This window comes from Gammaproteobacteria bacterium (assembly GCA_016705365.1).
Lineage (GTDB): Bacteria > Pseudomonadota > Gammaproteobacteria > Pseudomonadales > UBA5518 > UBA5518.
The window spans coordinates 1948605-1962657 of record JADIYI010000008.1 but is presented as its reverse complement, the minus strand read 5'-3'; the positions used below and the strand labels follow the sequence as shown (position 1 = coordinate 1962657).

Below are 14053 nucleotides of genomic sequence, written 5' to 3'. Positions count from 1 at the left end.
GCAATCCCCCTTACCGGACAACTCAACTCTTTCGGGAGACTTTACATGAGCAAGAATGCTACCCCAGGCAAGGATCCAAAGCCCTGCGTATTCATCCACGTGAACCACAAGCAGATTCTGGGCGCCCATGTGGGTGAAAAATCGCTGCGCTACTTTTCCAAGAACAACGACAAGTTCGATGTCCGCTTCATCGACACCAGGGACCACTCGTTTCTGAGCGACCGCGAAGGCGAGTTGTTTCTTCGTAACGGGGTCAAGCGCACCTGGCGCATGAACGACCTGCAGTCCTTCACCCCCCTGCGATTCATGCCGCCGGAGCTCATGGGCTACCGGGGCCGGGCCGTGGTCATCGATCCCGATGTGTTCGCGGTCGGCGATGTATGGGATCTGCTGACCCGTGACATGCAGGGCAAGGCAATCATGTGCCGGCCACGCAGCAAGACCAACCCGGATATCAACGGCCCCCTGGCCAGCAGTGTCATGCTGCTCGATTGCGCCAAGCTGAAACACTGGCGGGCCGAGGAGCAGTTCAATGAGTTGTTCACTGACCAGCGCGACTACAAGAAGTGGATCACCCTGATGTACGAGGACCGCAGCACAATCGGTCTGCTGGAGAACTGCTGGAACGACCTGGATGTGCTTAACCGGAGAACGCGCATGCTGCATACCACCCTGCGCTGGACCCAGCCCTGGAAGGCAGGGCTGCCCATCGATTTCGTGCCCGCGGACAAGTTTGATCGCTTCCCGCCGCTTGGCTGGGCTCTGTTCCTGCGGCGCAAACTGTTTGGCGACTACTCCTTCCTGGGGCATTACCGCAAACATCCCGACAAGAACCAGGAGAACCTGTTCTTCGCCCTGTTGAAGGAATGCGTGAAAGACGGTACGGTCACCCAGGAAATGATCCGCAACGAAATGCTGCTCGATCATGTGCGCAAGGATGCGGCGGAGGTGCTCGGCAAGGTGCCGCAACTGGACAAGGTCGTCGCTGCCCTGCCGGCTTGAAACAGCCGGCGCGGAAACCGACGGGATTTGGCCAGGCTCGCACAGAGGAGTAGTTTGATTTGTCCGTGTTTGAAACCACCGCAAACTGGAAGACGGCGCTGAACTCGTGGCGGGGAATCCACGACAAGCCGTCGAAGGAAAACAGTGCCTTCCATCATGGTATCCAGGTGATGAGCAATCCCCTGATGGAGAAATACCTGACCACGGCACACTGGACCCTGCCTGGCCTCTGGTCACTGCCACTCATAGGCCTGATGCTGTATCGATCCATCGTCACCGAGGACCGGTCGGCGCAGGAAATATCCCTGCTGTTCCTTGCCGGTGCAATTGGCTGGACACTGGTCGAGTACTGGTTGCACCGCTGGATTTTTCATATCAAGCCGTCGGCGCATCCCCTGCTTCGGTCCATCCAGTTCACGATCCATGGTTACCACCATGAATTCCCCGAAGACCCGCGACGCCTGGTCGCACCACCGGTTCTGGCAGTCCCGGTGGGCATATCGCTGGCAGTGGCGATATGGCTGTGTTTTCCAGACCACTGGCCGCCGCTCCTGGCTGGGACATTTTTCGGTTATCTGTGCTACGACTGGATGCACTACTACGCCCACCATGGTCGCCCCAAGTCGGGTGCCAGAAAGTTCATGCGACGCTTTCATCTGCACCATCATTACCGCTGCGCGGTGGTGAACTTCGGGCTCAGCTCGCCACTCTGGGACTTTGTATTCGGCACCTTCCACGACACGCGACCGAACAAATAACCGGCAGCGCACCGCCGCAAGCGTTTTCCCCGGGCGGGCGATTTTTCCCGGGAACATGATTCATATCATCCTGCCGCAGCCCGATTGCGTGCAGAGTCGAGCCGGCAACAAGGCATCCAGCAGATCGAATGCGCGCGTATCCGCCAGTGCGGCGGCTGCCGGCTCGATGGCGTCGGTTCAGGGAGATCACACCGCATGACGGACATCGATGGCGGCAGGATCACGGCGCGGCAGCTTCGCGCCTCCGGCATCGACACCGTGTTCGGCGTGGTTGCGGGACCCATGATCGGCGTGCTTGCGGGAGCACAGGCGGAAGGCCTGCGCGTGGTCGGCTGTCACCACGAGGAGAACGCTGCGTTCATGGCCAGCGCGTGGGGCTACGTGAATCGCAAGCCCGGCGTGGTGGTGGTCGGATCCGGCCCCGGCATGACCAACGCCGTGACGCCGATGTATGTCGCGACCGCGAGCGCGATGCCGCTGGTGGTTCTCGGCGGCTCGGCAAGCGATGCGCACCGCGGCATCGGCGGCTTCCAGGAAGCCGACCAGATGGCGTTCGCGATGCCCGGATGCAAATGGACGCAGCGCATCGGCAGCCCCGAACGGATTCCGGAGTTGCTGCACCTGGCGTTGGGCAAGGCCGTCGCCGGCCGACCCGGCGCGGTGTATCTGGACTTCCCGGAACAGGTCGTTTCGAGCCGCATCGCGCAAGCGAACCTGCGGCTGCGCACATCCGCACCCGACGTGGCGCGCCCGCACGCCGATCCGGCAGCCATCGAGCACGTGGCCGCGATGCTGGCACACGCCGAGCGCCCGCTCGTGATCATCGGCAAGGGAGCGGCCTGGGCGGACGCCGGCGCCGCGCTCGCACGGCTGGCGGACCTGGGCCTGCCCTACGTGGCCTCGCCCATGGCCCGTGGCGTGATTCCCGACGATCACCCCAATTTCTCGAACGCGGCGCGATCGGCGGCGCTGCGCGAGGCGGACGCCATCCTGATGGTCGGCGGACGCTTCAACTGGATGTTCGGCATGGGGCAGGCGCCGCAACTGCGGCCGGGCGTGCGGATCGCACAGATCGACGTCGCGGCCGAGGAGATGTACAGCGCAGCCGAGCTCGAGACCGGCATCGTGGCCGACGCGGCTGCGGCCTGCGGGCAACTCGCGGACGAGTTGCAGGGCCGGGCCTTGGCCTGTGCCCGCAGCGGCTGGCTCGAGGGACTGCGCGCGACATGCGCGGCGAGCGAAGAGGAACTGCGCAGCGTCAACGAAAGCGCCGCCGTTCCGATCCATCCCTACCGCCTCGTGAGCGAAGTGCGTGAAGTGCTGCCCCGCGATGCCACGCTGGCCTTCGACGGGGAGATCATCATGGGTGTAGCCCGCATGCTGATGCCGGGTTACCACGCACGTTCCGTGCTCAATGCCGGAACCACGGGCTGCATCGGCACCGGCCTGCCTTACGCGATCGGCGCAAAGCTCGCACGCCCGCACGCGCCTTCGGTCGCAATCCTCGGCGACTACGCCTTCGGCGCCGCGATGATGGATGTGGAGACCGCCGCGCGCATCGGCGCGAACGTGGTGCTGATCGTGGCGAACAACGACGGCATCGCCGGGCACCTGCTGCAGGATCACATGTTTCCGGCCGACTCGCCGCCCATCGCGCGTTTCCTGCCCGCGCGTTACGAGAAACTCGCCGAGATGGTTGGCGGACACGCCGAGTATGTCGAGCAGCCCGGGGATCTGCGTCCGGCGCTCCAGCGCGCGCTCGCCGCGGACTGCGTATCGGTGGTCAACGTGCGGGTTGATCCGAAGTCGGCGCGCGTCAAGGGAGCCTACTTCCTGAACTGAATCACCCGTGGATCCCTCGGCTGTTGCAAGGAAACCATCATGGCCATGGCACTGGAAGACATTCGCGTCATCGACTGGACCATCTGGCAGCAGGGACCGATAGGAACCGCGATGCTGGGCGACCTGGGCGCCGAGGTGATCAAGCTCGAGGCACGCGATGGCGGCGATCCCGGGCGCGGCTTGATGCGGCTTTCGGGAATGGATCTCGCCGGTCGACCCAACTTCTACTTCGAGGCCAACAACCGCAACAAGAAGAGTCTTGCGCTCGATCTGAAAAAGTCGGAAGCGCGCGAGATCGTCCACGACCTGGTACGGCATGCGGATGTGTTCGCGCAGAATTTCCGCGTCGGCGTGGCCGAACGGCTCGGGCTGGATTACGCCACGTTGCGCCGCCACAACCCGCGGCTCATCTACGCCCATGCCACCGGTTTCGGACCCAGGGGGCCCGAGGCCACGCATCCCGCCATGGACCAGATGGGGATCGCGCGCTCGGGCCTCATGATGGCCGTCGGCGAATCCGGACAGCCACCGCAGCAGATCGCGGGCGGGATAGCGGATCAGATGAGCGGGTTCATGCTCGCCTACGGCGTGCTGGCGGCGCTGGTCGCGCGCGAGCGCCACGGGGTGGGCCAGCAGGTCGATGTCTCCCAGTTGGGATCGATGGCTGCGCTGCAGGGCCTCAATCTGTCGTCCAGGCTGATGATGGGGGCGGCGTTTCCGCGCGTGGCCCGCAGCGACAGCGGCAACCCCCTGTGGAACCATTACCGCTGTGCCGATGAGCGCTGGATCGCGCTCGGCATGGCCCAGGCAGGGCGGCACTGGCCCGCGTTCTGCCGCGCCATCGGCCAGGCGCAACTGCTGGAGGACCCGCGGTTTCGCGAAATGTCGTGGAACAATCCGTCCCAGGCACGGGCCGCGGTGGCGATTCTCGACGAGGTGTTCGCGGGCCGCCCGTCACCCGAGTGGCTCGCGATCCTGCGCGAGGCGAGCCCCGATTTCATCATCTCGCCCGTCAACAGCGTGGACGACCTGCCGGACGACCCCCAAATGCGCGTCAACGACTACGTGGTCAATTTCGAACACCCGCAGTTCGGATCGACCCGGATGGCCGGTTTCCCGGTGGGTTTCAGCGAGACGCCGTGCTCGATTCGCAATGCGGCACCCGAATTTGGCCAACACACGGAAGAGATCCTGCTGGACATGCTCGGTTACGACTGGGAGCGGATCGCCGACCTGCGCCGCCTCGAGGTGATCTAAGCCGCCTTTCCCGCAACTGCCAATGGGGCGACATCCTGCCGTCGAGGTCTGGCCAAGCCCCCTCGCTCAGCTCAGGCGCAACTGCAGATGCTCGAGGCGGCGGATGAAAATGCTGGGCACGTGCCTGGCGGGGCGCTCCGGTTCGAGCGCAATGCACCTGGTCTGTCGCAGCAGTTCCTCGAGCGCCACGCGCGCCTCGAGGCGCGCGATCGGCGCACCGATGCAGAAGTGAATGCCATGACCGAAACCGAGATGACGCTGTCCGTGCGCCCGATCGAGTCGCAGCGTATCCGCCGACTCCCAGGTCTCGGCATCGCGGTTCGCCGAGGCCCAGCCGAGCAGCAGCCGGTCGCCTGCGCGCAACGCCGTGCCACACAATCCGGTCTCGCGCGTCACGATGCGGTAGTGGAATTTGAACGGGGTCTCGAGGCGCACGGCTTCCTCGACAAAGGCATCGATCAGCCGCGGTTCCGCGCGCAGTCTGTCCTGCAGACCCGGCGTACGCAGCATCAGGCTCACCGCGCAACCGAGCAGGCTCGCGGTTGATTCGCCCGCCGCGCCAAACAGGATCATCAGTATGCCGATGGCCTGTTCCGGGCTTATCAGGCACGCCTCCACACCACCTGCCAGGGTATCGGTCAGCGTGGTGCCGCGCCGCGCCGCCGGAACGGCCAGCCGGCGCCCGAAGTGCGCGCCAAGAAACGCGCCCATCGCGGTGGTTTCCTGCAGCAGCGTGTCCATCTGCGCAGCGTTGACCCGCCCGCCGAGCAGATCTCCGCCCATCATCGCCCAGCGTCGCACGGCATCCAGCGCCCCGTCGTCGAGGCCGAGAAGATTCATCACCACGTAGGCCGGCAGCGCCTCGGCAACCGTATCGCACCAGTCGCCACCGCCTGCACGCAGCAGCTGCGCGACGCGTTCGCTCGCAAAGCCCCGGATGCCCTCCTCCATCGCGGCAATCCGCGTGGCCTTCAGCGGCGGCATCAACAGGCGCCGCTGCACGGCATGATCGGGCGCATCGGCGGTGGCGATCACATCGCTCGCGATCCCGCTTGCGCCCAGATCGAAGATCCGCGGGCTCCCGTCATCACCGCAAACCAGCACCCCGCTCAGCCTGGAGGAGAAATCCTCGGGCCGGCGTACGGCCTCCTCGATCGCGGCATGGCGAGCGACAAAGAACGCGCGCGTTCCGTCGAGGCCGCAAACCGGCCCCAGGGCACGCATGCGCGCATAAAGCGGGTATGGGTCCTCCATCGCGGAGGGGCTAAAGATATCGCTGGCGTCGATGGATGGCATGGGCTCAAGAATACAGGTTGCCTGGGTATCCGGATAGCGCCCGGGGTGGTGGTGTCCCGTCGGTCGGTGCATTACGATCCATCCTGTCTACCAAAGCAATTCCGCGCGGAGAAGAATTCCATGACGAGCAAGCAAGGGGAGCGGCCCCGTGTGCAGATTATTGCCTGCGACGCCGGTGGGACCATGACCGACGCGATCATTGTTGACGAGGCCGGACGGTTTTCCATCGGCAAAGCCTCCACCACGCCCGAGGATCAAAGCATCGGTTATATCGAATCCCTGGCCGACGGTTTCGACAATTGGGGAATAGATTTCGCAAGCGAGGCCGAGGCCCTGCTCGGTGATGTCGATGCGGTCGTATATGCGGGCACGGCCATGCTCAACGCCCTGATTACCGGTACCGGCTCCAAGGTGGGGGTCATCGTCCGTCGGGGAGACGAAGATGTATTCATCCATCAACGGGTAAGTCAAAGCTGGCTCGGCCTCTCATACGCCGACACGCTGCATCATGCCGCCCATCACTATCCTCCGCCCCTGGTCCCGCGGCGGCTTGTTCACGGCGTTTCCGGGCGCATCGATTGCCAGGGCAAGGAAGTGATTCCATTGGTCGAACAGGAAATCCGTCAAGCGGTAGGGGCGCTGCTGGACGAGGGTGTCGAGTCGATTGCAGTTTGTCTGCTGTTTTCCTACATCAATCCGGGTCACGAGTTGATGCTTGCCGATATTGCCCGGGATGTCATGAGAGTGAAGGGCCGGGAGATACCGGTGCATCTTTCCTGCAAGCTGGCCCCCATCAGCCGCGAGCAGGGACGCCTGAACACCGTCTGGCTGCATGCCGCAGCAGTAGATACCGGGCGCAAGCAGTACGAGTTGATCGAACGAGCCCTGCACCAGCGGGGCTACAGGAATCCGCTGCAGGTGGTCCTGTCCCATGGAGGCATTGCCAATATCCGCTACTCCCGTCTCCATGAATCGGCCTTCTCCGGCCCCATCGGCGGCTTGCTGGGGGCGCGCTTCATGGCCCGGGAAATGGGCATCGACAACTGGATCTGCGCGGATATGGGGGGAACCAGTTTCGATGTCGGGTTGATCATGGGTCAGGAGCCCTTGATCGAGCGGGAGGTCACCATCACCCGGCGGATATTCAACATGCCCACGCTGATGATGGAAACCATCACTGCCGGCATGGGTCTTTACGTCAGCGTGGACCCGATCACGCAGCGGATCACCCTGGGCCCGGAAAGCGCCGGCGCCCATCCCGGACCAGTGTCCTATGACAAGGGCAACGAGACGCCCACCATAATGGATTGCGCCCTGGTTACCGGCCTGATCAATCCGCACAATTACCTGGGTGGCAAGGTCAAACTGAACATGGACAAGGCCCTGCGCATGCTGGATGAGAAATGCGCCAAACCCCTGAACGTGGGCCCCTATTACATCGCCGAAGGCGTATTGCGCCTGATCGCCAGCCAGATGAAGGAGCAGCTGCGCACGACCCTGAGCATTCGCGGACTTTCGCCCGTGGATTACAACGTGCTGGCCTACGGCGGGGCTGGCCCCTTGTTACTGGCACTCTACACCGAGGGACTGCCGTTCAAGGGAGTGGCAACCGTACCCTGGGCGGCGGGCTTTTCCGCTTTTGGCGCAGCGACGGTGGATTTGATGCACCGTTACGAGAAATCGGCGGGGATCGTGATTCCCCATGGCATCGACGATTCATGGAAATCGAAGATGGGCGAGGCGATCAACACCATCTGGGACGAGTTGGAGACCCAGGCGCGGGAAGACTTCCTCGATGAAGGCCTGTCGGTGGCAGCGGTAGCCTTCAAGCCCATCGCTTTTGTCCGCTACGGCGGGCAGATGGAGGATCTTGAAGTACGATCGCCCATCCGGCGTATTTCCTCGGCCAGGGAACTGGACAGCCTGATCGATGTGTTCGAGCGTCAGTACGAGCGTGCCTATGCCGGTGTGGCGAAACATGAACAGGCGGGGTTCGAGATTTTTGATCTCGGCATCGAGGCCAGCCTGCCCAAGCCCAAGCCCAAGCTCGTGCGTCGTCCCCTGGGGCCGCGGGAGCCCGTTGGGCAGGCCGTCAAGGGCGAACGCCGGATCTATTTCGACGGCCACTGGCAGAACGCGACGATCTACGACATGGACGCACTGAGCCCCGGGAACGAGGTAGGCGGTCCTGCGATTCTCGAGGCAGCCACCACGACCTATTTTCTGCCCCTGGGACGCAGCGTCCACCTGGACGATCTATCGGTAATCTGGCTCGAATGAGCCATGGAGCAGTACGCATGGAACACTTGAACGCAGACCCGGGCTCCGCCGGGGAAGGACTGAACAAGCCGCGCGGCATCGGCAGCGATGGAATGACGTTGAAGGAGATGTTGGCGCAGGGTCGGCTGGTCTACGAAACCACCGGATGCTATCGGGGCATCACCGATCCCCACGTGCTCCAGCGCGATCCGGTGAAAGCTGAACTGCTCCACACCCGGATGCTTTCCGGACTGATCGCAGGGCGCGAGAAGACACGGATGATTTCCGCTTCCCCCTACGTCCGGGAAGTGTCCGAGCTGGCGATCGGCATCTACACCCCTGAGGGGGACAACATCGCCCAGTCCACCGGCATCCAGGCACACAGCCGCAGCATGGGCGAGGCGCTGCAGTGGATGATCGAACAGGACTGGGAGGGCCGGGTCGGCATAGAGCCGGGCGATCTGTTCTGGTTCAATGAATGCAGCATCGCGGGGATGCATCCAGCCGACGTCTACGACATCCTGCCGATTTTCTGGCACGGGGAACTGGTGGCCTGGGTGGTGACGGTCATCATGGAAATGGATATTGGCGCTATCAGCCCGGGTTGCATGCCGGTGCCGAATATCGAGCGGGCCACGGACGGTATTCGCTTTGCGGGCGAGAAGGTGGGAACCCGTGACCAGCTACGCCACGACATTCATCTCAAGTGCGAGCTGAGCTTCGATATGTCCAACGTGTTCCTGCTGGACCGCAAGGGTGCCATTGCAGCGAACATCCACATCCGTGGCGAAGTGGAGAAGATGGTCGAGGAATTCGGTCTCGACTACTTCAAGTCGGCCTGCGGTGAACTGATCGAAATGGAACGGCGCAATCAGCTCCTGCGACTGCGGCGCATGACGGTGCCCGGCCGCTACCGCAATGTGGGGGTTTTCGAATACTTCATGAAGGACCAGCCCCTGACCTGGCTGGCCGCCAGGAAGGATGTGATACGGATTGCGCCCTTCGAAACCCGCATTGAAACCTCCGGGCGGGTGACGATCGATCTGGAGGGAGCTGGCCAGTGGGGGTGGCACAGCTTCAATGCAACGCCATCCGGCATGTGGGGCTGCCTCGCGATCAGCCTGGTGCAGACGCTGTCCTGTGACGGGCGGGCGAACCTCGGGTCACTGCTGCCCTTTGATCTCAAGTTACCGAAAAACTCCATTTTCAATCCGCAGGATACCCGGCCCCTGGCCCAGGCCAATATCTGGGCCACCACCATCGAATCCTTCGGCATCTGGCTGACCTCCCTGAGCCAGTCCTATTACATGCGGGGCTTTCGCGAGGAGATGCTGGGTTTTCGTTCGGCCTTTGCCATCGCCATGGCGGGCTACGACCAATACGGTGTCCGCCGACCGATGGTCTCGGGAACCGTGGGCACCATTGGCGCGGCGGCGAGTGCGGTCAGGGACGGACTGAGCCCAGGCGGCGCGGTACCCGTGCCTCATGTGGATGTGGGCAACGTGGAAATCTGGGAACAGTTTCTGCCCTATCTGGATTTGTCCCGCCGACTCAATCCCTACTCGGTGGGTCCCGGCAAATACCGCTCGGGCCTCTCAATGCCCACGATGAGTCTGATCTTCGGCGGTCGAGATATCACCGGGGGAGCTTTGCTGGCCGGAGGGACCTACAACATCCTGCCCAATCTCGGCCTGGGCGGTGGTTACCCCGGCGCCAAACTCGTCCGGGCGATCATTCGCAACACCAACGCCATGGAATTGATCGCTGAAGGCAAGCCCCTGCCGGCCCAGTTGGGACATCCGGCGAATCCGGACTTCGCCCAGATGCTGGAGGGCGACATCTGGCTGCCCCATCATGTGCCGGAACCCTTCGAGCTCAAGACGGGAGATGTGCTGGTAGATGCCAACGGCGCTGCCGGTGGCTATGGTGATCCACTGGAACGAGAACCGGATCGAATCCGCCAGGACCTCGAGGATGGACTGAGCACTGCAGACATCGCCGCGCGGATTCATGGCGTGGTGTGCAGCTGTGGTGTGGAAGACGGACACTGGACCATCGATCCCGCCGCCACCTCCGCACTGCGTCAGCAACACCGCCAGGAACGCAGGGCACGGGCGATCCCGGTGCAAACCTGGTGGCAAAGATCCCGGCAAAGTCTCGCTCAGCGCCAGTTCCATCCCCTGATCGGCGAAATGTACGCCAGCAGCATGGCCATGAGTCAGTCCTTCGCCGATGAATTTCGCGCCTTCTGGGCGTTACCGGAAACCTGGACCCCGGAGGTGGAATGATGTCCCTGACAAAAGAGGATCTGGTTGCACTGATTGACGGCAAGCTTCTCTGGAGCGACGTGAAGAATATCGTCAGTCGTCCCAAGGATCAGGATCGTTTCCAGCAGGTGCTGGAGATACTCCAGGCCCGCAGCGGATGGAAGGAGCGGATCCTGATGCCCCTGACCGAGCACCTCTACATCGTCCAGAAAGGCGCCGAGCGCATCGTGCGCTGCGACTGCGGCCACGAGTTTGGCGATTACCGCTGCAACTGGAAGCTTCGGGCTCATATCCTGGTTCGCGATGATCCGGAAAGTCTGGAGCAGATCTATCCGGGTCTTTCCGCGCCGAATCCGGAATTGGGTGAATTGCGCGAGTTCATCTGTCCCGACTGCGCGACCTTGCTGAAAGTGGAGTCGGTACCGCGAGGCTACCCATTGATCTTCGACGCCCTGCCCGACCTTGACGGATTTTATCGGGAGTGGCTGGGCGACCCTCTGGCGCAAAGCCAGGAATTCAGCGACATGACGCTTGAAATCATCACGGAATGGAGACGGACTGTAGCCTGAGCGTGGCGCTGAATTTCACTCTGCCGCGGGAGAACGGATGTCTGTCAGCAGCACCCAGCGCAACGTTCGCGCCGCGGACGCCGCCACCCGGCATGACGACGAGCAGCGCCACCAGGCGCGCGGTCCGGAGTGAACGCAGGGAAACTCCGTTTACCGTAACAGTCCGGCGCGGCAGACCGCGGTGTCATTGCGCGCTGCAATGAATCTCGACGCGCCGGTTCAGCGAGCGGCCGCTTTCGTCATTGTTGCTGGCGATCGGGCGCGCTTCGCCGATGCCGCTGGCGCCAAGGCGTTCGGCGACAAGGCCGCGGCGAACGAGATCCTCGCGCACCGCATCGGCGCGGCGCTGCGCCAGCTCCCGGTTGTAGCTTTCGCTGCCTTCGCTCGAGGTGTGACCCTCGATCATGATCGTTGTGCTGGCATCGTTCTTCAGGCCGTCATGCAACGCGGCAAGCACCGATTCGGAGTCCGGCCTGATGGTCGCGGAATCGAAATCGAAGTTGATGCCGTGGATCACCGATCCGCAACCCAATGCGGGCGCCGCGGGTTCGCTGCAACGCAAGCTGGCGATGTCGGTTGTGGGTTCGCCGCCAAAGAGCCGGAACGGCGCGCCGTTGGTCGAGCGCACCCCCTGCATCGCGCCACTGCTGCCAATGGTGGCGATGAAGGTGCTGCCGACGCCCGTATCGCGGCTGGTGCCGGTGGCGCGCAGAATATTGCCGGTGACCGTTCCCTGCAGATCGCCGGTGCCGTCATAACAGCCCGATACCAATGCGCCATCCTGTTGCATCAGCATCGCCACGCCGCGGCCACGCCAGCCACCGCCGAATTTTTCCGCAAGCGGTACGGTCTCCTGGCTGCCGTTGCCGATGATCTCGCTGAACTCGAGAAACATCTTCTCGCGTTGCACATCGATACCGTTGCTCAACACCAGCTTTAGCCACCGCACCGGGACGCGCGATTCGATCACCAGATCGGTCACCTCACCCTTGCCCGCATGCGTGCTCAGGCTTGTCTTGCCCAGAACCACGAACCCCTCTGTTGCCGAAGTGGATGAGCCCTGGACCTCGACGTCGCGGGCAAAGGTCTGGGAGGGACTGGGTGTTTCGTATACACCCGGCACGGCCAGGCGGCTGAAAGTTGTCAGCGCCGGCAATTCGTAGACAAACTCCACCACCGATCCGGGGTCGATCGCGGTGGTATAGACAAAGCCGCCCTCGTTGCCATCGATCGCGCTCACGGCGTGCTCGAAGTTGCTCCGTGCCAGCGGCTCGCCACCGACCGCAACCGGTATCGCGCCCTGGGCGAAGCTGAGGTAATCGAGCGGCGGAACCTCATCCTGTGTCCCGGACCAGGCCGTGCCACAATTCAGGATGATCGCGATGAAAAGCGCTGTTTTTGCGCGCTGAATATATCCGATCATGGTCGAAGCCTCCGCTGGATCGCTGCTCTGCGCCCGCAGCAGGCCCATTGGAAATGGGCAGCACTGCTGCAGTATACGGACACCATGCTTCATGGTATGTGGACGGGCCCATGTCGCTTCGCTCGCGCGCCGGAAACCTGCGGTTGTGCGGCTAGCGCCGTTTTGCGGCGGGCGATACCGCAATTTCTGCCATATTTCCATCATGACGACCTTGATTGAAGTCAAAGCCCGCAAGCGCGAACAAACGTACCTTCCCGACCTTGTTGGCTCCGGGCGTTGTGCCCGGATGCCCGTGGAAGCCGATATACGCCCATGAACAGATTGAACGACGGCGTGGACACCACGCCCCGCGCCAATGCTGCGGACCCTGCTCCACCGTCCATGGAGCTGGTATGTCCGGCGGGCAGCCTGCCGGCATTGAAGGCCGCCGTGGACAATGGTGCCGACTGCGTCTACCTCGGACTGCGCGATGCAACCAATGCCCGCAACTTCGCCGGACTGAACTTCGATGAGCAGGCGATTGCAGCGGGCATTCGTTATGCCCGCGAGCGCCGCTGCCGGGTTTTCATGGCGCTCAACACCTATCCGCAAGCGTCCAACCCCACGCTGTGGCAGGCGGCGGTGGACAAGGCCGCGGACATGGGTGTGGATGCCGTGATCCTGGCCGATCCGGGTCTGATGCAGTATGCGCTTGGGCGCTATCCGCAACTGCGCCTGCACCTTTCGGTGCAGGGTTCCGCCAGCAATTACGACGCCGTCAACTTCTACCGCGAGCAGTTTGGCATCGTGCGCGCGGTACTGCCGCGCGTGCTGTCACTGACCCAGGTGCAGCAGCTGATCGAAAAAACAGCCGTGGAAATCGAGGTGTTCGGATTCGGCAGCCTGTGCGTGATGGTTGAAGGACGCTGCGCGCTTTCCTCGTATGTCACCGGCGAGTCGCCCAACACCCACGGCGTCTGTTCACCGCCCAAGGCGGTTCGGTGGCAGGAAACACCCGAGGGACTGGAGTCGCGCCTCAACGGCGTATTGATCGACCGCTACTCGAGCGGCGAAAAGGCGGGCTATCCCACCCTGTGCAAGGGGCGTTTCGATGTCGGTGATGATCACGATTACTACGCCATCGAGGAACCCACCAGCCTGAACACACTGGAATTGCTGCCGCAACTGCAGAAGATGGGGGTGCGCGCGATCAAGATCGAAGGCCGCCAGCGCAGCCCGGCCTACGTGGCCCAGGTCACCAGGGTGTGGCGCGAGGCGATCGACCATTGCCTGGCGAACCCGCATCGCTACTCACCCAGGCCACAATGGATGAGCAACCTGGACATGGTAGCCGAAGGCCAGCAACACACCCTTGGCGCTTATCACCGTCCCTGGAAATGA

The 14053-nt window shown here is 63.0% G+C and carries 10 protein-coding genes; 8 read left to right on the top strand and 2 right to left on the bottom strand.

Going from position 1 to position 14053, the window contains the following annotated elements:
* Positions 1 to 45 precede the first annotated feature (45 nt).
* The 4 genes from IPF49_16600 (at position 46) to IPF49_16585 (ending at position 4859) form a co-directional block, all read left to right on the top strand.
* A complete protein-coding gene (locus IPF49_16600; protein ID MBK6289220.1) occupies positions 46 to 1002 on the top strand; it encodes a hypothetical protein in 957 nt (318 codons plus the stop codon).
* A gap of 59 nt (positions 1003 to 1061) precedes the next feature.
* Positions 1062 to 1760, top strand: coding sequence for a sterol desaturase family protein (locus IPF49_16595; GenBank protein ID MBK6289219.1), 699 nt, complete (start codon positions 1062 to 1064; stop codon positions 1758 to 1760).
* A 195-nt stretch (positions 1761 to 1955) separates the two neighbouring features.
* Positions 1956 to 3602: a thiamine pyrophosphate-binding protein gene (locus IPF49_16590; protein ID MBK6289218.1), complete on the top strand. Its 1647-nt coding sequence runs from the start codon at positions 1956 to 1958 to the stop codon at positions 3600 to 3602.
* Between the two features lie 39 nt (positions 3603 to 3641).
* Positions 3642 to 4859, top strand: a complete 1218-nt coding sequence (locus tag IPF49_16585) for a CoA transferase (GenBank protein MBK6289217.1) — start codon at positions 3642 to 3644, stop codon at positions 4857 to 4859.
* Between the two features lie 66 nt (positions 4860 to 4925).
* On the opposite strand, the gene IPF49_16580 is transcribed toward IPF49_16585, so the two are convergent.
* Positions 4926 to 6227 (bottom strand): cytochrome P450, encoded by a 1302-nt coding sequence (locus IPF49_16580; GenBank protein ID MBK6289216.1) that lies wholly within the window; start codon positions 6225 to 6227, stop codon positions 4926 to 4928.
* A gap of 48 nt (positions 6228 to 6275) precedes the next feature.
* Between IPF49_16580 and IPF49_16575 the strand changes: the two genes are divergently transcribed.
* From IPF49_16575 to IPF49_16565, 3 genes are read left to right on the top strand one after another with little or no spacing between them, the layout of a single operon-like run.
* A complete protein-coding gene (locus IPF49_16575) occupies positions 6276 to 8435 on the top strand; it encodes a hydantoinase/oxoprolinase family protein (protein ID MBK6289215.1) in 2160 nt (719 codons plus the stop codon).
* A 17-nt stretch (positions 8436 to 8452) separates the two neighbouring features.
* Positions 8453 to 10702: a hydantoinase B/oxoprolinase family protein gene (locus IPF49_16570; GenBank protein MBK6289214.1), complete on the top strand. Its 2250-nt coding sequence runs from the start codon at positions 8453 to 8455 to the stop codon at positions 10700 to 10702.
* The gene (locus IPF49_16565; GenBank protein ID MBK6289213.1) at positions 10699 to 11250 is read left to right on the top strand and encodes an acetone carboxylase subunit gamma; all 552 of its coding nucleotides are present in this window, start codon (positions 10699 to 10701) and stop codon (positions 11248 to 11250) included. Before IPF49_16570 ends, IPF49_16565 begins: the two co-directional genes overlap by 4 nt.
* A 184-nt stretch (positions 11251 to 11434) precedes the next feature.
* Here the strand turns inward: IPF49_16565 and IPF49_16560 are convergent, their stop codons facing one another.
* Positions 11435 to 12673, bottom strand: coding sequence for an OmpA family protein (locus tag IPF49_16560; GenBank protein MBK6289212.1), 1239 nt, complete (start codon positions 12671 to 12673; stop codon positions 11435 to 11437).
* Positions 12674 to 13054: 381 nt separating this feature from the next.
* Here IPF49_16560 and IPF49_16555 point away from each other — a divergent pair, with 381 nt between their 5' ends.
* On the top strand, positions 13055 to 14053 hold the full coding sequence (locus IPF49_16555) for a U32 family peptidase (GenBank protein ID MBK6289211.1): 999 nt from the start codon (positions 13055 to 13057) through the stop codon (positions 14051 to 14053).

Bases quoted from the DNA above. Each gene is read 5' to 3' on its own strand.
- IPF49_16585 (MBK6289217.1), top strand. From the start codon at position 3,642: ATGGCCATGGCACTGGAAGACATTCGCGTCATCGACTGGACCATCTGG.
- IPF49_16600 (MBK6289220.1), top strand. From the start codon at position 46: ATGAGCAAGAATGCTACCCCAGGCAAGGATCCAAAGCCCTGCGTATTC.
- IPF49_16590 (MBK6289218.1), top strand. From the start codon at position 1,956: ATGACGGACATCGATGGCGGCAGGATCACGGCGCGGCAGCTTCGCGCC.
- IPF49_16570 (MBK6289214.1), top strand. From the start codon at position 8,453: ATGGAACACTTGAACGCAGACCCGGGCTCCGCCGGGGAAGGACTGAAC.
- IPF49_16555 (MBK6289211.1), top strand. From the start codon at position 13,055: ATGGAGCTGGTATGTCCGGCGGGCAGCCTGCCGGCATTGAAGGCCGCC.
- IPF49_16565 (MBK6289213.1), top strand. From the start codon at position 10,699: ATGATGTCCCTGACAAAAGAGGATCTGGTTGCACTGATTGACGGCAAG.
- IPF49_16560 (MBK6289212.1), bottom strand. From the start codon at position 12,673: ATGATCGGATATATTCAGCGCGCAAAAACAGCGCTTTTCATCGCGATC.
- IPF49_16580 (MBK6289216.1), bottom strand. From the start codon at position 6,227: ATGCACCGACCGACGGGACACCACCACCCCGGGCGCTATCCGGATACC.
- IPF49_16575 (MBK6289215.1), top strand. From the start codon at position 6,276: ATGACGAGCAAGCAAGGGGAGCGGCCCCGTGTGCAGATTATTGCCTGC.